Source organism: Mycolicibacter nonchromogenicus (genome assembly GCF_002101775.1).
In the GTDB taxonomy this organism is placed as follows: domain Bacteria; phylum Actinomycetota; class Actinomycetes; order Mycobacteriales; family Mycobacteriaceae; genus Mycobacterium; species Mycobacterium nonchromogenicum.
In genome coordinates this window covers 1-17,052 of record NZ_LQPI01000049.1, presented here as the reverse complement: position 1 = coordinate 17,052, position 17,052 = coordinate 1, and the positions used below count along the sequence as shown (strand labels likewise).

The 17,052-nt window shown below is 68.8% G+C and carries 14 protein-coding genes; 7 read left to right on the top strand and 7 right to left on the bottom strand.

What is annotated here, in order from left to right:
• Positions 1-19 precede the first annotated feature (19 nt).
• Positions 20-1,768 carry a GMC family oxidoreductase gene (locus AWC18_RS13880; protein ID WP_085139118.1) on the top strand — a complete coding sequence of 583 codons (1,749 nt, stop codon included), beginning with the start codon at positions 20-22 and terminating at the stop codon, positions 1,766-1,768.
• 4 nt (positions 1,769-1,772) lie between these two features.
• Here AWC18_RS13880 and AWC18_RS13875 read toward each other — a convergent pair whose 3' ends face one another.
• Positions 1,773-4,133 carry a glycoside hydrolase family 65 protein gene (locus AWC18_RS13875; protein ID WP_085139117.1) on the bottom strand — a complete coding sequence of 787 codons (2,361 nt, stop codon included), beginning with the start codon at positions 4,131-4,133 and terminating at the stop codon, positions 1,773-1,775.
• Between the two features lie 10 nt (positions 4,134-4,143).
• Positions 4,144-4,878: a beta-phosphoglucomutase family hydrolase gene (locus AWC18_RS13870; RefSeq protein ID WP_085139116.1), complete on the bottom strand. Its 735-nt coding sequence runs from the start codon at positions 4,876-4,878 to the stop codon at positions 4,144-4,146.
• 87 nt (positions 4,879-4,965) lie between these two features.
• On the opposite strand from AWC18_RS13870, the gene guaA reads away from it, so the two are divergent.
• Both guaA and AWC18_RS13860 read left to right on the top strand, forming a co-directional pair.
• Entirely contained in the window at positions 4,966-6,519 is a 1,554-nt protein-coding gene (guaA, locus tag AWC18_RS13865) for a glutamine-hydrolyzing GMP synthase (RefSeq protein ID WP_085139115.1), read from the top strand.
• A gap of 5 nt (positions 6,520-6,524) precedes the next feature.
• A complete protein-coding gene (locus AWC18_RS13860) occupies positions 6,525-7,436 on the top strand; it encodes a phytanoyl-CoA dioxygenase family protein (protein ID WP_076050364.1) in 912 nt (303 codons plus the stop codon).
• Between the two features lie 15 nt (positions 7,437-7,451).
• Here AWC18_RS13860 and AWC18_RS13855 read toward each other — a convergent pair whose 3' ends face one another.
• Positions 7,452-8,054, bottom strand: a complete 603-nt coding sequence (locus tag AWC18_RS13855; RefSeq protein WP_085139114.1) for a TetR/AcrR family transcriptional regulator — start codon at positions 8,052-8,054, stop codon at positions 7,452-7,454.
• Complete coding sequence (locus tag AWC18_RS13850; protein ID WP_085139113.1) at positions 8,032-8,886, bottom strand: oxygenase MpaB family protein; 855 nt, start codon at positions 8,884-8,886, stop codon at positions 8,032-8,034. Before AWC18_RS13850 ends, AWC18_RS13855 begins: the two co-directional genes overlap by 23 nt.
• Before the next feature lie 193 nt (positions 8,887-9,079).
• On the opposite strand from AWC18_RS13850, the gene imuA' reads away from it, so the two are divergent.
• Positions 9,080-9,784: a DnaE2-dependent mutagenesis accessory factor ImuA' gene (gene imuA' / locus AWC18_RS13845; RefSeq protein ID WP_085139112.1), complete on the top strand. Its 705-nt coding sequence runs from the start codon at positions 9,080-9,082 to the stop codon at positions 9,782-9,784.
• 11 nt (positions 9,785-9,795) lie between these two features.
• On the top strand, positions 9,796-11,394 hold the full coding sequence (locus AWC18_RS13840; protein ID WP_085139111.1) for a DNA polymerase Y family protein: 1,599 nt from the start codon (positions 9,796-9,798) through the stop codon (positions 11,392-11,394).
• Between the two features lie 7 nt (positions 11,395-11,401).
• Here the strand turns inward: AWC18_RS13840 and AWC18_RS13835 are convergent, their stop codons facing one another.
• The 3 genes from AWC18_RS13835 to AWC18_RS13825 are packed head-to-tail and all read right to left on the bottom strand — an operon-like array spanning position 11,402 to position 15,177.
• Positions 11,402-12,364: a nucleoside hydrolase gene (locus AWC18_RS13835; RefSeq protein ID WP_085139110.1), complete on the bottom strand. Its 963-nt coding sequence runs from the start codon at positions 12,362-12,364 to the stop codon at positions 11,402-11,404.
• 10 nt (positions 12,365-12,374) lie between these two features.
• Entirely contained in the window at positions 12,375-14,402 is a 2,028-nt protein-coding gene (locus AWC18_RS13830) for an SDR family oxidoreductase (protein ID WP_085139109.1), read from the bottom strand.
• Between the two features lie 58 nt (positions 14,403-14,460).
• Positions 14,461-15,177: a histidine phosphatase family protein gene (locus AWC18_RS13825; protein ID WP_085139108.1), complete on the bottom strand. Its 717-nt coding sequence runs from the start codon at positions 15,175-15,177 to the stop codon at positions 14,461-14,463.
• An 87-nt stretch (positions 15,178-15,264) separates the two neighbouring features.
• Here AWC18_RS13825 and AWC18_RS13820 point away from each other — a divergent pair, with 87 nt between their 5' ends.
• Both AWC18_RS13820 and AWC18_RS13815 read left to right on the top strand, forming a co-directional pair.
• The gene (locus AWC18_RS13820; RefSeq protein ID WP_085139107.1) at positions 15,265-16,134 is read left to right on the top strand and encodes a MaoC/PaaZ C-terminal domain-containing protein; all 870 of its coding nucleotides are present in this window, start codon (positions 15,265-15,267) and stop codon (positions 16,132-16,134) included.
• 98 nt (positions 16,135-16,232) lie between these two features.
• Positions 16,233-17,052: DUF222 domain-containing protein (locus tag AWC18_RS13815; RefSeq protein ID WP_133054996.1), on the top strand; the 820-nt coding region annotated here is incomplete at its 3' end.

Genomic DNA, 17,052 nt, shown 5'->3' with positions numbered 1-17,052 from the left:
CGCCCGGTATCCTCGTGGGGTGTCGGCGCAATCTGATCACCAGCCTGACTACGACGTCCTGATCATCGGCTCGGGTTTCGGCGGCAGCGTGAGTGCGTTGCGGCTGACCGAGAAGGGGTATCGGGTCGGCGTGCTGGAAGCCGGACGCCGGTACGCCGACCCCGATTTCGCCAAGAACTCCTGGCACCTGCGCGAGTTTCTGTGGGCGCCGAAGCTGGGCTGCTACGGCATCCAGCGCATCCACCTGCTCAACAACGTGATGGTGCTGGCCGGCGCGGGGGTCGGCGGCGGGTCGCTGAACTACGCCAACACGCTCTATGTGCCCCCGGAGCCGTTCTTCGCCGACAAGCAGTGGGCGCACATCACCGACTGGCGCGCCGAGTTGATGCCGCACTACGACCAGGCCAAGCGGATGCTCGGGGTGGTCAAGAATCCGACCTTCACCGACGCCGACCGGATCGTCAAGCAGGTCGCCGACGAGATGGGGGTCGGCGACACGTTCGTGGCCACTCCGGTCGGGGTGTTCTTCGGCCCGGACGGCGCCAGCGGCGTCAAAGAACCCGGCAAGACGGTGCCCGACCCGTACTTCGGCGGCGCCGGTCCGCAGCGCACCGGTTGCATCGAATGCGGCGAGTGCATGACGGGCTGCCGCTGGGGCGCCAAGAACACCTTGGTCAAGAACTACCTGTATCTGGCGGAATCGGCTGGTGCACAAGTGCATCCGATGACGACGGTGACCGCCTTCGAGCAGGGGGGTGACGGGCTGTGGCAGGTGAGCACGGTGCGAACCGGCCTGAGCATGCGCCGGCACCGCAAAACCTTCACGGCCCGGTATCTGATCCTGGCCGCCGGCACCTACAACACCCAGCGGCTGCTGTTCAAGATGCGCGATAAGGGCAAGCTGCCCAAGCTGTCGGACAAGCTGGGTGTGCTGACCCGCACCAACTCCGAATCCATCGTCGGTGCGGCGACATTGAACGTCAACCCGGAGCTGGACCTGACCCACGGTGTGGCGATCACGTCCTCGATCCACCCCACCGCCGACACCCACGTCGAACCGGTGCGCTACGGCAAGGGCTCCAACGCGATGGGGCTGTTGCAGACCCTGATGACCGACGGCACCGGTCCGCAGGGCACTGACATTCCGCGGTGGCGCCAGCTGCTGACGCAAGCCGGCGAAGACCCCCGCCACATCCTGCGGCTGCTCAACCCGCGGCGCTGGAGCGAGCGCACCGTGATCGCTCTGGTCATGCAGCATCTGGACAACTCGATCACCACCTTCACCAAACGCGGCAAGCTGGGCTTCCGCCGCTACAGCAGCAAGCAGGGCCACGGCGAGCCGAACCCGAGCTGGATCCCGGTCGGCAACGAGGTCACCCGCCGTATCGCCGCCAAGATCGACGGTGTGGCCGGCGGTACCTGGGGCGAGCTGTTCAATATCCCGCTCACCGCGCACTTCCTGGGCGGGGCGGCGATCGGGGACAGCCCCGAGAACGGCGTCATCGACCCCTACCAGCGGGTGTACGGCTACCCGACCCTGGCGGTGATGGACGGCGCGGCGGTCTCGGCCAACCTCGGGGTCAACCCGTCGTTGTCGATCACCGCTCAGGCCGAGCGGGCCGCATCGCTGTGGCCCAACAAGGGTGAGGCCGATCTGCGGCCGGCCCAGGGCGAGGCCTACCGGCGACTGGACCCGATCGCGCCGAAGAACCCGGTGGTGCCGGACAGCGCCTTCGGCGCGCTGCGCTGGTCCTCCGGTAACGCCTGAGGCGTCACCGCGCGACCTCTCGGCGGTGCATCGGCTCCCGCCCGGGCGGCTGAGTCGGGGTGGGCAGCAACGGTTCACGTCGATGGATCGGCAGCGTCGTCGGGGACTGCGTGCTCAGTTCGATGTCCTCACCGGCATGGCGAATAGTCAGCTGACTGTCGGGGCCATCGCGCAGCGTGTAGGTGACTTTGCTGTGGTTGGCGTCGACCGTCAGCCGATTTCCCCGCCAACGCAACCCGAACCGTAGCCGTGAGATCCCGTCCGGCAGCGCGGGATCCAACGACAGCACACCGGCGTCGTCACGCAGACCGCCGAACCCGGCCACCAAGGCGAGCCACGTTCCCGCCAGCGCCGCCATATGCAGGCCGTCGCGGGTGTTGTCGTGCAGATCGCGCAGGTCGACGAAAGCCGTCTCGTAGGTGTAGTCGTGAGCCAACTCCAGGTGCCCCACTTCGGCGCACATCACCGCCTGGGTGCACGCCGACAGCGAGGAGTCGCGTACCGTGCGCCGCTCGTAGTAGTCGACGTTGCGCGCCTTCTGTTCGGCGGTGAACGCGTGGCTGCGCCAATGCATGGCCAACAGCAGGTCGGCCTGCTTGACCACCTGCGCCGGGTACAGCCGCACATAGGGCTCGTTGAGCAGCAGGGGATAGGCGTTGTGGGTGTCGAAGTCCCATTCCGCGGCCGTGGTGAAACCATCGCACTGCGGATGCACCCCCAGTTCTTCGTCATAGGGGATGTGCGCCGCCTCGGCCGCGTCTCGCCAGCCCGCCATCTCCTCGGTGGTGACCCCCAGCTCATGGGCGGCGTCGGGATGGCGAGCGCACGCCTGCGCGGCAGTACGCAGATTGTGGGCGGCCATCAGGTTGGTGAATGTGTTGTCCCGGACGATCGCGGTGTATTCATCGGGACCGGTGACCCCGTACAGGTGCCATACCCCATGCCGGTCGTGGTGTCCGAGCGAGCGCCAGAGTCGCGCGGTCTCCACCAGCACCGCCAGCCCGCATTCCTGCTCCACCGAGTGGTCACCGGTGACCACCCGGTACTGCTCGAACGCCGCCGCGATGTCGGCGTTGATGTGCCAGGCGGCGGTGCCCGCCGGCCAGTAGCCGGAGCACTCCTGGCCGCGGATCGTCCGCCACGGGAAGGCCGCGCCGGACAGCCCCAGCTCGGCGGCGCGTTCGCGCGCGAGATCGAGGGTGGTGGCCCGCCAGCGCAACGCATCGGCTGCGGCGTGGGGAGCGGTGTAGATCAGCACCGGCAGGATGAAACTCTCGCTGTCCCAGAAGGTGTGGCCGTCATAACCGGTGCCGGTCAGACCTTTGCTCGGAATGGCGCGGCGTTCGGCGCGGGCACTGGCCTGCAGCAGGTGGAACAGCGCGAAGCGGATCGCCTGCTGGCAGTCCGGGTCGCCGTGGACCTCGACGTCGGCGCCGTCCCAGAACTCGTCGAGGTAGGCCCGTTGCGCGTCGACCAGGCCCTGCCAGCCGCTGTAGCGGGCACCGGTCAGCGCCGCGATGGCCTGATCGCGCAGCGCGGGCCGTGACCGCTCACTGGACCAGCCGTAGGCCAGGTATTTGACGATGCGCAACTTCTGGCCGGGGCGCAGGCCGCACACGATGGTGGTCGCCGCCACGTCGGGGATCGTCATCGTGGAGACCTGAACCCGGCCGGGCACCTCGACCTCGTGATCCATGGCCACGGCCATCATCAGTTCGCTGGCCCGGGTGCGATGCACCAGCACCGCTGCGGCGCTGGTGTTCTCGCGTTCCACGGCCTCCAGCGGGTTCTCCAGAATCGCCGCAACCCGAGGGTCGGTGGAGGTCGGCGGCTGGTCCTCATTGGCGACCAGCTCGGACTGCACCGTCACACGGACGAATTCGTCGACCGCCTCGACGACGTACTCGATGGCCGCGATGCTGCGGTGCGCCAGCGACACCAGTCGGGTGGAGTGCACCTTGACCTGCTTTTTCGCCGGAGACCGCCAGTGAACGTGACGGGTCAGGGTGCCCGCGCGCAGGTCGAGGATCCGCTCATGCTCGATCAGTTCGCCGTAGCGGACGTCCAGCGGTTCGTCGTCGACCATCAACCGGATGATCTTGCCGTTGGTCACGTCCACGACGGTCTGCCCGGCCTGGGGGTAGCCGAAACCGGACTCGGCGTGCGGCAGCGGCCGCACCTCGTAGAACGAGTTCAGGTAGGTCCCGGGCAGGCCATACGGTTCACCCTCGTCGAGGTTGCCGCGCAGGCCGATATGCCCGTTGGAGAGTGCGAACAAGGACTCGGTCTGCCCGAGTAGATCCAGATTGAGATGGGTTTCCCGGATCTTCCACGGCTCTATCGGAAAGTAATCCTCGGCGATCATCGGCCCGCTCTCACAACAGTTCCTCCAGATCGGTGACGACGATGTCGGCGCCGTGGCTCAGCAGGTCATCGCGCTGGCCCACCCGGTCCACACCCACCACGAAGCCGAACCCGCCGGCTCGCCCGGCCGCCACCCCGGACAGCGCGTCCTCGAATACCGCTGCCTGTGCGGGGGCGACACCGAGCAGCTGCGCCGCCCGCAGGAACGAGTCCGGTGCGGGCTTGCCCGCGATGTGTTCGGTGCGCAGGGTCACCCCGTCGACCCGCTGCGCGATGAACTTGTCCAGACCGGTGAGCGCCAGCACCTCACCGGCGTTGGCGCTGGCCGAAACCACCGCGGTGGCCAGGCCGGCGTCGGTGACAGCGGCCAGGTAACGCCGGGACCCCTCGAACACCTCCACGCCGTCGGCCTGCAGCGTCACCCGAAACGCTTCGTTCTTGCGGTTGCCCAGACCGTGCACGGTTTCGATCTCGGGAGGGTCGTCGTCGGTGCCGTCGGGCAGCGTGATGCCGCGGCTGGCCAGGAACGTGCGCACCCCGTCGTCGCGCTTGCGGCCGTCGACGAAGCGCCGATAGTCGTCTTCGGGGTCGAACGGCACGAACGGCTCACCGGTGCGTTCGGAGCGCGCCGCCAGGTAGGCGTCGAACATGGCCTTCCAGGCGCGGGTGTGCACGCTGGCGGTGTCGGTGAGCACTCCATCGAGGTCGAACAGGCAGGCACGTACCGCTTCGGGCAGACCCAGCACGTGTCTTCCTCCTTCTTTCCGCGTGCCTCCACTTCACCATGCCCGCCGTTGGTCGGGCGACTTTTTGCCGCCACTAGACTCTTTGCGGTGTCGTCACCATCGCCTCGTCCCGTCTTGGTCATCGACTTCGGCGCGCAATACGCCCAATTGATCGCCCGCCGGGTTCGGGAGGCGCGGGTGTTCTCCGAAGTCATCCCGCACACCGCGACCGTCGAAGAGATCGCCGCACGTGATCCGCTGGCGATCGTGCTGTCCGGTGGGCCTGCCAGCGTCTACGCCGAGGGCGCTCCCCAGCTCGATCCGGCACTGTTCGACCTCGACCTTCCGGTGTTCGGTATCTGCTACGGCTTCCAAGCCATGGCGTCGGCCCTCGGCGGCACCGTCGAGCGCACCGGAACCAGCGAATACGGCCGCACCGAACTGACCGTGACCGGCGGTGAACTGCACTCGGGACTGCCCGGCAACCAGCCGGTGTGGATGAGCCACGGCGACGCGGTGACCGTCGCGCCGGACGGGTTCACCGTGGTGGCCGGAACCGCCGGTGCCCCGGTGGCCGCATTCGAGAACCGCGCCCGCCGTCTGGCGGGGGTGCAGTACCACCCAGAGGTGATCCACACTCCCTACGGCCAGCGGGTGCTCAGCCGGTTCCTGCACGAGTTCGCCGGAATCGACGCGGCCTGGACGCCGGCCAACATCGCCGATGCGCTGATCGAGCAGGTGCGCGAACAGATCGGCGACGGCCACGCCATCTGTGGACTGTCCGGCGGGGTGGACTCCGCGGTGGCCGCGGCCCTGGTGCAGCGTGCCATCGGGGACCGCCTGACCTGTGTGTTCGTCGACCATGGCCTGTTGCGCGCCGGGGAGCGCGAGCAGGTGCAGAACGACTTCGTCTCCGCCACCGGGGCCAAGCTTGTCACCGTGGACGCCGAAGAGGTGTTCCTCGAAGCGCTGTCCGGGGTGTCCGACCCCGAGGGCAAGCGAAAGATCATCGGGCGCCAATTCATCCGGGCGTTCGAGGGTGCGGTGCGCGACACCTTGGGAGACCACGACGTCGAGTTCCTGGTCCAGGGCACGCTGTATCCGGACGTGGTGGAATCCGGCGGGGGTGCCGGCACCGCGAACATCAAGAGCCACCACAACGTCGGCGGGTTGCCCGACGACCTGAAGTTCAGTCTGGTCGAGCCGCTGCGGCTGCTGTTCAAGGACGAGGTGCGTGCGGTCGGACGGGAGTTGGGGCTGCCGGAGGAGATCGTTGCCCGCCAACCCTTCCCGGGGCCCGGGCTGGGCATCCGGATCGTCGGTGAGGTCACCGGCCCGCGGCTGGCGACGCTGCGGCAGGCCGACGCGATAGCCCGCGAGGAGTTGACGGCCGCCGGCCTGGATCACCAGATCTGGCAGTGCCCGGTGGTGCTGTTGGCCGATGTCCGTTCGGTGGGCGTCCAGGGCGACGGCCGCACCTATGGCCATCCGATCGTGCTGCGGCCGGTGTCCAGTGAGGACGCCATGACCGCCGACTGGACTCGGGTGCCCTACGAGGTGCTGGAGCGAATCTCAACCCGGATAACCAATGAGGTTTCCGAGGTCAACCGCGTAGTCTTGGACATCACCAGCAAACCACCCGGCACGATTGAGTGGGAGTAGCCACGATGATTGCTGAGTTTTCGGCCGACAGCGTTGTGCGCCGCGAATTCTGGGCGCAAGTGTGCCCTGGACTCTCGATAGAGGCCGGGGGCGACCGCCCCTCCACCTCGGTCGGCGCGTTCGACGCCCATCTGGCGAACTTGAAGCGTGAGGGCTACGTCCAGGTGCCCGACGCGCTGCCGGAATCGGCCGTCGTGCCCATCCGCACGGGTGTGTCGACGCTGTACCAGCAAGGAATCCCGCTGGCCTTCGCCTTCGTCTACGACGAGCTGTGGCTGGCATTCCAGGGGTTCTCGGAGTTCCTCACCAGCGTGATGGGCGAGGGGTATCGGGCATTGCCCGACTTCTGGGTCTGGCACGTCAATCCCAGCGACAACGCCGTGGGCTGGGGGCCGCACCGCGACAAGTTGGTCAACACCCTCGATCACGACAATTCGCCGCGGACGCTGACGGTGTGGCTGCCGTTCACCGATGCCACCCCGCTCAACGGATGCATGTACATGCTGCCCGCCCATCTCGATCATCGTTTCGTCGAGCGTCGCTGGGACGGGGCGGACAACACGGTGGTCCACAATCTTCAGGACATCCGGGCGCTGCCTGCCACGGCGGGCACCATGTTCGCCTGGAACCAGGCCGTTCTGCACTGGGGTGGTCGCGGCAGCCGTCTGGGAGCCGCGCCGCGGATCAGCGCCGCCTTCGAATTTCAGCGTTCCGACTGTGCGCCGTTCAACAGCCCGTTGCTGGATCCGCACCGCATGCCGACGTTCACCGAGCGGCTGGGGCTGATCGGCAAACAGGTTCTGCAATACCGTCATATGTATCCGCTGGCTCCTGATGTCGAAGCCATTGCGACCTTGATCGCGGAGCGCTACATGCCCGAGGTGGCTGCCCCGATGGGGGTCGGCGCGGCTCTCTGACGGGCCGGGTTATCCCTACACCGGCGTACTGCGCAGCGCCGCGGGAAGGCTCGGCAGAAAATGCTCGGTCGCGAACGCCCGGATGTCCTCGACGGAATCCAGCGGCTCGCGCGACGGCAACAGCAGTGCCATGGCCGCGTAGCGCAGGATGGTGTCGGCCAATTCGGTGACCACCGCCGCGCCCATGCGTTCGGCGAACCCGGCGGGGAAGATCACCTGCAGCGCTTGCGACATCCGGTCCAGGATCGCGCCGTAGTGCTGTCGGTATAACGCCAGTGCCAGTTCCGGCTCGTCGGTGATCATCCGGTTGAGCACCCGGTGCCGGCGGAACTGCATGATCGCCGAGGTGAACGCCTCCACATAGTAATTCGACTGCGGGCCAGAGTTTTTCAGTTCAGCGGCGATATCGGCGTAGAGCGCGGCATTCTCCCGGTCGATGACCGCGGCGACCAGCTCATCGCGGCCGGCGAATCGGCGGTAGATGGTGGTGCGGCTGACCCCGGCGCGGCGAGCGACGTCGTCCAGCGCGACCCGCCGGAAGCCGTGCTGCTCGAACTCGGCCACCGCGGCGTCGAGGATGGCGGTGGTTGCCGGGTCAGCCCCGGGTGTAGCCGGCATAGGCGAATCGGTTGTAGCGCAGCCGCAATGGCAGATGATCCCACGCCCAGTTGACCGGCCGCGACCGGCAGAGCGCGGCGAACCGCTGATAGCGCCGCTCTTGCCGATCGCTCCACGGCAGACCCAATTGGGCGCGGGTGCTCGGCGGCATACCGCCGGTGGTGAGAAACGCCGCGAGCGGATTGAAGACCGCCGAGATCGCCCGCCACAGCGTCGGTGGCACCCCCTTGGGGCAGGGGAAGCCCTTGGTGACGTAGCCGACGCCGTACTTGGCGGTCGGATGGTCGACGAGAACCTTGTCCAGCATCTGATTCCAGTAGCGCTCGAACTCGGCGTAATCGGCCGGCATCACCCGGTCGCTGACCCCGTAGCGGCGGTACCAGGTCTTCGATTCGAGGTAGATCTGCTCCTTCTCGTCCGGGGTCAGCCGCTTGACGAAGGTGTCGGCGAAGTACAGCACCTGGTCGACGAAGGTGGCGTGTGCCCAGAAGTAGGTCTCGGGATCCAGGGCGTGATACCGGCTTCCGTCGGGCATCTCCCCCTTGATGTTGTGGTGGAAGTCGCGTACCTGCTGACCGGCGTTGTCGGAGTCTTCGCCGTAGACGGTCATGAAGATCGGCGGCAGCGAACGTTTGATGCGGGCGGCGGTGTCGGTGAAGAACACCGAGTGGTCCAGCACGCCCTGACCGAGCTCGGCGAGCATGTTCTGCAGCACTGCGGGACGTGGCCCGATCAAGAACATCCGGTTGTCGCCGAAGTAGCGCCATACCAGGGACTGGGGCCCCAACGGCAGCGCGTCGGTAGCCGCATCGGTCTCCACGGATTGGGTCATGCGGAACAGTGTTACACATTTTGAACTGTGTACCGAAGGGCGGCCTCGGGGGCCGTCGGGGCGGTGCTGATGGGGCGTGAGAGGCCGTTGATGCGCGGTCGGGAAATCCGGCTTGACGGTTGTCGGTGGGGGAGTGTTCACTCAGGGAATCGAACATAGTTTCGAACAGATTCGAGTTTTTCCGGAGGCGAACATGACGGCGGCGGTGGACTTGGGGCAACGTCATAGCTCCGGAGAAAATCGCGCTGACCAGCTGGAACGGCTGCGCCGGCAGATGGCGGCGGTGTCGGGCAAGGTGGGTGCGAGCCGGCGGGGGGCCGGATCGTCGGCGGCAGCGGCCCCGGCCGCCGAAGCCGTCCTGCCGGTCCCGTCGCTGCTGGCCGAAGTGCTGCCCGCCGGACTGCCGCGCGGCACGGTGGCGGTGCTCTCCGGGGCCCGCTCGCTGATGCTGAGCATGGTGGCCACGGTGACGGCGGCCGGCGGAAACGCAGCCATCGTCGGTCAGCCGGATCTGGGGCTGTTGGCCGCCTCCGAGATGGGCGCCGACCTGAGCCGGCTCGCGGTGATCCCCGACCCCGGCAACGACCCGGTGGAGGTGGCCACGGTGCTGATGGACGGCATGGATCTGGTGGTGCTCGGACTGGGCGGCCGGTCGGTGCCGCCGGCGCGCACCCGGGTGGTGCTGGCCCGCGCGCGTCACCGGGGCTGCGCCCTGCTGGTCTCCGGCGGCACCTGGCAGGGCACGGCGCTGCAGCTGGACGCCCGGGTGAGCGGCTACGAGACGGTGGGCGACACGATGGCGGGCGGCGGCGCCGTCCCCGGCTTCGGGCGGATCGGGGCGGTGCGGATCGAGGTGCGGGCCGCCGGGCGCGCCGCCGGGCGGACCAGGGCCGGGTAGCGAGACTTCTCATGGCCGACTCTCGAGTACTGGCGCTGTGGTGCATGGACTGGCCGGCCGTCGCCGCGGCGGCCGCGGCGGGGTTGCCGGCCACCGCGCCGATCGCGGTCACCCTGGCCAACCGGGTGATCGCCTGCTCGGCAGCCGCCCGGGCGGCGGGGGTGCGGCGTGGGCTGCGCCGCCGAGAAGCGGCCGCCCGCTGCCCGGCGCTGCACGTGGTGGCCGCCGACACCGATCGCGATGCCCGGCTGTTCGAGCCGGTCCTGGCTGCGGTCGACGAACTGATGCCGGCCGCTGAGGTGTTGCGGCCCGGGCTGCTGGTGGTGTCGGTGCGTGGTGCGGTGCGCGCCTTCGGCTCTGAGGAGCAGGCCGCCGAGCGTCTTGTCGATGCAGTGGCCGCGGCGGCCGATGTCGAATGCCAGGTCGGGATCGCCGACGGGCTCTCCACCGCGGTGCTCGCCGCGCGCGCCGGCGTAGTGGTACCGCGCGGGGGAGACGCCCGATTCCTGTCGGGATTGTCGATCCGGCAGCTGGCCGCCGAGCCCAGCCTGTCCGGTCCCGGGCGAGACGGCCTGGTTGACCTGTTGTGGCGCTTGGGTATTCGAACCATCGGGCAATTCGCTGCGCTGCCCCGTCCGGATGTCACCTCGCGGTTCGGTCCCGACGCGCTCACCGCACACCGGTTCGCCCGTGCTGAGCCGGAGCGCGGGCCGTCCGGGCGGGAGCCCACGCCGGATCTCGAGGCCGTGCTGCACTGCGACCCGCCGCTCGACCGGGTCGACGCCGCGGCGTTCGCCGGCCGCTCGCTGGCCGGTGCGCTGCACCGGACACTGATGGCCGCCGGGCTCGGCTGCACCCGGCTGGCCATTCACGCCGTCACCGACACCGGGGAAGAGCTGACTCGGGTGTGGCGGTGCGCCGAGCCGTTGACCGAGGACGCCACCGCGGATCGGGTGCGCTGGCAACTGGACGGCTGGCTGAACAGCCGCGTTGCCTCTGATCGGCCCACCGGTCCGGTGACGCTGCTGCGGCTGGAGCCGGTGGAGGTGGCATCGGCGGCCGAGGCGCTGCAGTTACCGCTGTGGGGCGGCCTCGGGGAGGAGGACCGGTTGCGCGCCCGCCGGGCCCTGGTGCGGGTGCAGAGTCTGCTCGGCCCCGAGGCGGTGCGGGTGCCGGTGCTCTCCGGCGGCCGCGGCCCCGCGGAGCGCATCACCTTGACCCCGCTGGGGGATGAGCCGGTGCCGCTGGCCGATCCGCGCCAGCCGTGGCCCGGCCGGCTCCCCGAACCCTCGCCGGCGGTGCTGCTCGACGACCCGGTGGAACTCCTTGACGCCGAACGCAACCCGATCCGGGTGACGGGCCGGGGATTCTTCTCCGCCGATCCGGCGTGGCTGGTTGCCCGGGGTCGCGACGAGCGGCTGCGCTGGTGGGCCGGCCCCTGGCCGGTCGACGAGCGGTGGTGGGATCCGCAGCGGGAGGGGCCGGGATCCGGGCGCACCGCCCGGGTTCAGGCGCTGCTGGAGGGCTCGCCGGGAAGCGCAGTGCCCGGGCAGGCCCTGCTGCTGTGTTACCGGCTACGGCGGTGGTATCTGGAGGGGGTGTACGAGTGAACCGGAGTCAATCATCCCGCGGTGCAAGAGAACCGGCGAATGCCCCGACCCGCTGCACGAACCGGTTGAAGAACACCGTTGGGTCAACGCCCACCCCGACCAGCGCGTTGGGTTGTGCGGTATCCCAGTCGGGGATCGTGCGCCCGCGCGCATCGCCGGGCACCAGCTCGACGCGTACCGCAGCCGGGCGCGTCGTCACCAGCGTGGGTTCCAGTGCGACCGCTGCGGCCAGCGGATCGTGCAGATACGCCAGGTAGCCGTGGCCGCGCGCCTCATGTGCCTCGAAATAGAACCGCAGCGCGTCATTGATCATCCGGACTATTGGGTGGCCGGCCGACTGCGCCAGCCGCGCCAGGATCGCCGGCGTGATCGCGATGTGTCGGGTCAGATCCAGGCCGCAGACGATCGGGAGCCGTTGCGGCGCAACCGCTCCCCATGCCGCGAACACTTCAGCTGCTGCTTCCGGATCGAATCCGATGTTGAACTCGGCCCAGCCGGACCGCTCACCGGAGAACGCGCCGCCCATGATCACCAGCCGACGCAGCAGCGTGGGCAGCGCGGGCTCAGCCCGCAGTGCCAATGCCAGGTTGGTCAGCGGGCCGGTAGCCAGACCGATCAGGCGCCCCGGATGTTCCCGGGCCGCTGCGACCCAGGCTGCGGCAGCGTCGGATCCGGTGAGCTGTCCGGTGCCGGGCGGCAACTCGGCATACCCCAGCCCCTGCGGCCCGTGAAGGTTCACCGCGGTACGAGCCGGTCCGTTCAGCGGCTCGTCGGCACCTTTGGACACTGGGACTCCGGTCGCCCCGCACAATTCCAACAGGGCCAGGTTGTTGCGGCAGACCTGCTGCACCGCAACGTTTCCGCCGGTTGCGGCGATCCCGACGAGTTCGGCATCCGAGCTGGCCAGCAGATACACCAGCGCGACCGCGTCGTCGACGCCGGTATCGAAGTCGGCGAAGACCGGTGTCACGAGCGTCGGTTCACCAGTACACGCCCGGAACTGACCGCACCGCCCGCTTGACCGGGCGGGGCACCCGCACCCGGGGGATCGCCCGCGACGGCCGCTTCGGGCGACGCTGCGTCGATTGCCTCGCAACGGGCGCGCCAGATTCGGCGGATGCCACACCGCGTGCCGCGGCCGACTCCGGGTAGCCCAGGTAGACCTGATGCAGCACTCGCCGGGCCAGCCCGGGGGTGAGGTAGTTGCCGGTCTCGGACAGTGTCCCCAGCGGGGTGTCGATCCGGTCCGGCTTCTCGATCAGGCCGCGCACCACCATGGCGGCGGCGTGTTCGGCGCTGATCGCACCGACCGGGAGTAGTTTCCCCGTCGGCGCGATCATCGGAGTGGCCACCAGCGGCATGTGGATGGTGGTGAAGGTGATGTGGTCAGACAGGGTCTCGGTCGACACCACGTCGGCGAACGCGTCCAGCGCGGCCTTGGTGGGCACGTACGCGCTGTAGCGCGGGCTGTGCGCCAGCACTCCCTCGCTGGAGACGTTGACCACGTGACCGAACCGTCGTTCCCGCCAGTGCGGCAGCAATGCCAGCACCATCCGCACCGCACCGAAGTAGTTGACCGCCATCGTGCGCTCGTAGTCGTGCAGCCGGTCGGTGGAGTTGACCACCGAGCGGCGGATCGACCGGCCGGCGTTGTTCACCAGGTAGTCGACGTGCCCGAACCGGCCCAGGATGTCCTTGACGGTGTGCTCCACCGACGCCGAATCGGTGACGTCGCAGGTGAATGCGTGCGCCTGCCCGCCGCCGGCGCGGATCTCGGCCACCAGATCATCGAGTGCCGGGCCGCTGCGGGCCAGCGCGAAGACGGTTCCGCCGCGCTCGGCCACGGCGATCGCCGAGGCTCGGCCGATGCCGCTGGACGCCCCGGTGATGACGACGTGCCGACCGACCAGGGGCCCGGCCGGGTCGTCGCGGCGGGCGCGGTCGGGATCCAGATGTTGCGCCCAGTACCGCCACAGTCGCGGCGCGTAATCGGCGAACTCGGGCAACCGGACACTGTCGCCCAGGGCGGCGCGGGTGGCGTCGGCGACGAACGTCGGCCGCAGGTTCACCAGGTCGAGCACCTCGGCGGGAAGACCCAGCTGGGTGGCGATCATGTTCCGCCACACGCGGGCGCGTCCGTGGACGTTGAGCACCGGGGCCGCAACGGCGCCGGGCAGCGTGGCGCGCAGCGGCGGAAGACCGGCTTCTCGCGCGACGGCCCGATAGATGTCAGGCAGCCCGATGGATCGCGGTGCGGTGAGGTGGAAGGTGCGCCCGTCGCATCCGTCGGCGTGCATCAACTCGATCAACGCATCGACGACGTAGTCGACCGGAACGACGTTGGTGCGTCCGGTGTCCGGCACCGCCATCGGGGTGAGCCGGGGCAGCGCCGCCAGCTTGGCCAGCAGCGGAAAGAAGTAGTAGGGCCCGTCGGCCTTGTCCATCTCGCCGGTGCGGGAATCGCCCACCACCACCGCCGGCCGGTACACCCGGTAGCGCAGTCCCGGCGCTGAGCGCACCAGCGCTTCGGCCTCGAACTTGGTCTGGTGATACGGGGTCGGCAGTTGCTGGCCGACGTCGAAGTCGTCTTCGGTGAATTCGCCGGCGAAGTCGCCGGCCACCGCGATCGACGACATGTGCGACAAGGTGGCGCCGAGCCGCTTCGTCAGGCCGATCACCGCGCGAGTGCCCTCGACGTTGGCTGCCTGCTGTTCGGCCGCGCCGGCGGTGATGTCATAGACGGCCGCACAGTGCAGGACGTGGTCGATGTCGCCGAGTTCGGCGATCACCGTGTCATTCAGCCCCAGGTTCTCGGCGGTCAGGTCGCCGACCAGCGGTTTGACCCGCTCGCCCCACGCCTGGGCGTCGGCCGCGGCGAGGGTTTCGAAGCGGCCCAGCGAGGCGCGGCGCACCAGCACCCACACCTGGGCCTGTGGCCTGGTCTCCAGCAGACGTGACACCGCTCGCCGCCCAATAAACCCGGTACCGCCGGTAACGACATAACGCATGCGGTCATGGTGGTCGCTCGAGTCGGCTACGTCAACAGTCGCTCCTCGGCTCCCGACGTCAGAACGCGCGAATGCCGTCCCAGTCCACCAGTTTCCAGCCGGTGGCCGGATTGCCGGTGATCACCACTTTGCCGAGGTTGGGCAGCGGGTGGTTGGTCAACAGCTCGTCGCGGGGATTCTTCACGTTCATCAGCGTCCATGTTGCGATCGACACCCCGTGCGCGAACGCCACCGGATTGGCGTCGCCGGCGTCGTAGATCTGCCGGACCGCGGCGCCGAACTCATCGTTGAACTGGTTGCCGTCGATCGAGCCGGGGAGGGTTGCGGTCCGCTCACCGTTGATCCAGGCCAGCGGGGCCAGCAGATACGCCGCGCCGCCTGTCGACTCGGGCTTGTCGCCGAACCAGCCGGCGCCGATCTCGCGCAGCCCGGGCAGGATCTGCACCTGGCGGCCGAGTTCGCGCGCCAGTGGTGCGGCGGTCTGCTGGGCGCGCAGCATCGAGGAGGCGTAGACGGCGTCATAGTGGTTGCGCGAGAGCTGATTTGCCATCTCCTGGGCTCGAACGCGGCCCTTCTCGGTCAGCCCGGGGCCAGGCACCGAGGTGTCGACGATCCCGGAGGCGTTGGCTTCCGATTCGGCGTGCCGTATCAGCGTCAGCGTGATGTCACGCGGGTGCGGTGTCCCCGAACAACCGCTGAGCACCAGCACTGCGGCCAGCCCCGCCGCCAGCAGTGCGAACAGAGTCCTGCCGCGATTCCAGATGCTTTTCCCCATGTCGACAGCCTGCCGTGTGGATAGCATCGGCGGGACCGGTTCTGCTGAAAATGGTGGGGCCAATTCGTCCGAGGCGAAGGAGAATCCGTGGCACTGGACCCGACGGCCGTTGGCGCGACCGCAGACCCGATGACATTCGCATGGACCGAGCGCGACACCATGCTCTATGCACTCGGGGTCGGTGCCGGAACAGCTGATCTGGCGTTCACCACCGAGAACAGCCATGACACCCCGCAGCAGGTGCTGCCCACCTATGCCGTCATCTGCTGCATGGGCTTTGCCGCCGCCGGCAAGATCGGCACCTTCAATCCGGCGCTGCTGCTGCACGGGTCCCAGGAGGTGCGGCTGTTCGCGCCGCTTCCGCCCGCCGGAAGCCTGCAGGTGGTGGCCGAGGTGGCCGACATCCAGGACAAGGGCGAGGGCAAGAACGCCGTCGTGATGCTGCGGGCACGCGGGACCGATTCGACGACGTCCGAACTGGTCGTTGAGACGCTGACCACCCTGGTGATCCGCAAGGCCGGCGGCTTCGGCGGGCAGCCCGGGCAACGGGCGGTTGCGCCGCAGATCCCGGACTCCGAACCGGATTCCCGCGTGGCGTATGCGACCCGGGAGGACCAGGCGCTGCTTTATCGGCTCTCCGGGGACCGCAACCCGCTGCACAGCGATCCGTGGTTCGCCACCACACTGGCCGGTTTCCCCAAGCCGATCCTGCACGGGCTGTGCACCTACGGTTTCGCCGGGCGAGCGCTGGTCGCCGAACTCGGCGGCGGTGACGCCAGCCGGGTCAGCGCCATCTCGGCGCGGTTCACCGATCCGGTGTTCCCGGGGGAGACGCTGACCACCTCGATCTGGCGCACCGAGCCGGGTAAGGCGGTGTTCCGTACCGAGGCCGCCGGTCCCGACGGCGCCAACCCACGGGTGGTCCTCGACGACGGCGCGGTGGAGTGCCGGGACTGACGCTGCTTCCCATTCGACACTGTGTTCACTTGTGTCACTGTGGTTTTGGTTGTGGATAAGTTCTGCGACTTGTCGGGGGTCGGCGCTACCATTAGCACATGCGTTCGAATAGTCGGGAAGAGATCGTCGAAGTCTTCGACGCCCTCGCGGCCTATCTCGATCAGGCGCTGGATCTCGACTTCGACGCACTGACCCCACGCGAATGCCTGGCCTTGCTGCAGCGCTGCGAGCAGCTACGCCGGCGCCTACCCGCCGTCGAGCACCCGATGATCAACCGGCTCGCCACCACCGACCCGGTGGAATTGGGCGGCAAACCCCGCTGGGTAATCGCCGAGGAACTGCATCTGAGTAGCGGCGAGGCCGGGCGCCGCATCGCCGAAGCCGCCGCCCTGGGACCCCGCCGGGCCATGACGGGGGAGTCGTTGGACCCGGCACTGCCCGCAGTGGCTTTGGCCCAGCGGGACGGGAAGATCGGGGCCGCGCACGTTGCGGTGATCCGCTCCTTCTTTCACTACCTGCCCAGCGATATCGATGCCGGCACCTTGACCCAGGCCGAACGCCACCTCACCGAACTGGCAGGCCAGTACCGGCCCGAGCAACTCGCCAAACTCGCCCAACGGCTCGCCGATCACCTGCACCCCGACGGCAACTACACCGACGAAGACCGCGCCAAACGCCGCGGCATCATCCTCGGCCCCCAAGACCGCGACGGCATGAGCCCGATCAAGGGCTACCTGGACCCCCAAGCCCGCGCCACCCTCGACGCCGTCCTGGCCCGCTGGGCCGCCCCCGGCATGTGCAACCCGAATGATGAGACCCCCTGCACCGGCGGCACCCCCAGGCAAGCGGCCATCGACTCCGACACCCGCAGTGCCGCGCAACGCAACCACGACGCCCTGACCGCCATGGGCCGCGCCC

Bases quoted from the DNA above. Each gene is read 5' to 3' on its own strand.
- AWC18_RS13875 (WP_085139117.1), bottom strand. From the start codon at position 4,133: ATGATCGCCGAGGATTACTTTCCGATAGAGCCGTGGAAGATCCGGGAA.
- AWC18_RS13860 (WP_076050364.1), top strand. From the start codon at position 6,525: ATGATTGCTGAGTTTTCGGCCGACAGCGTTGTGCGCCGCGAATTCTGG.
- AWC18_RS13855 (WP_085139114.1), bottom strand. From the start codon at position 8,054: ATGCCGGCTACACCCGGGGCTGACCCGGCAACCACCGCCATCCTCGAC.
- AWC18_RS13850 (WP_085139113.1), bottom strand. From the start codon at position 8,886: ATGACCCAATCCGTGGAGACCGATGCGGCTACCGACGCGCTGCCGTTG.
- imuA' (WP_085139112.1), top strand. From the start codon at position 9,080: ATGACGGCGGCGGTGGACTTGGGGCAACGTCATAGCTCCGGAGAAAAT.
- AWC18_RS13840 (WP_085139111.1), top strand. From the start codon at position 9,796: ATGGCCGACTCTCGAGTACTGGCGCTGTGGTGCATGGACTGGCCGGCC.
- AWC18_RS13830 (WP_085139109.1), bottom strand. From the start codon at position 14,402: ATGCGTTATGTCGTTACCGGCGGTACCGGGTTTATTGGGCGGCGAGCG.
- AWC18_RS13825 (WP_085139108.1), bottom strand. From the start codon at position 15,177: ATGGGGAAAAGCATCTGGAATCGCGGCAGGACTCTGTTCGCACTGCTG.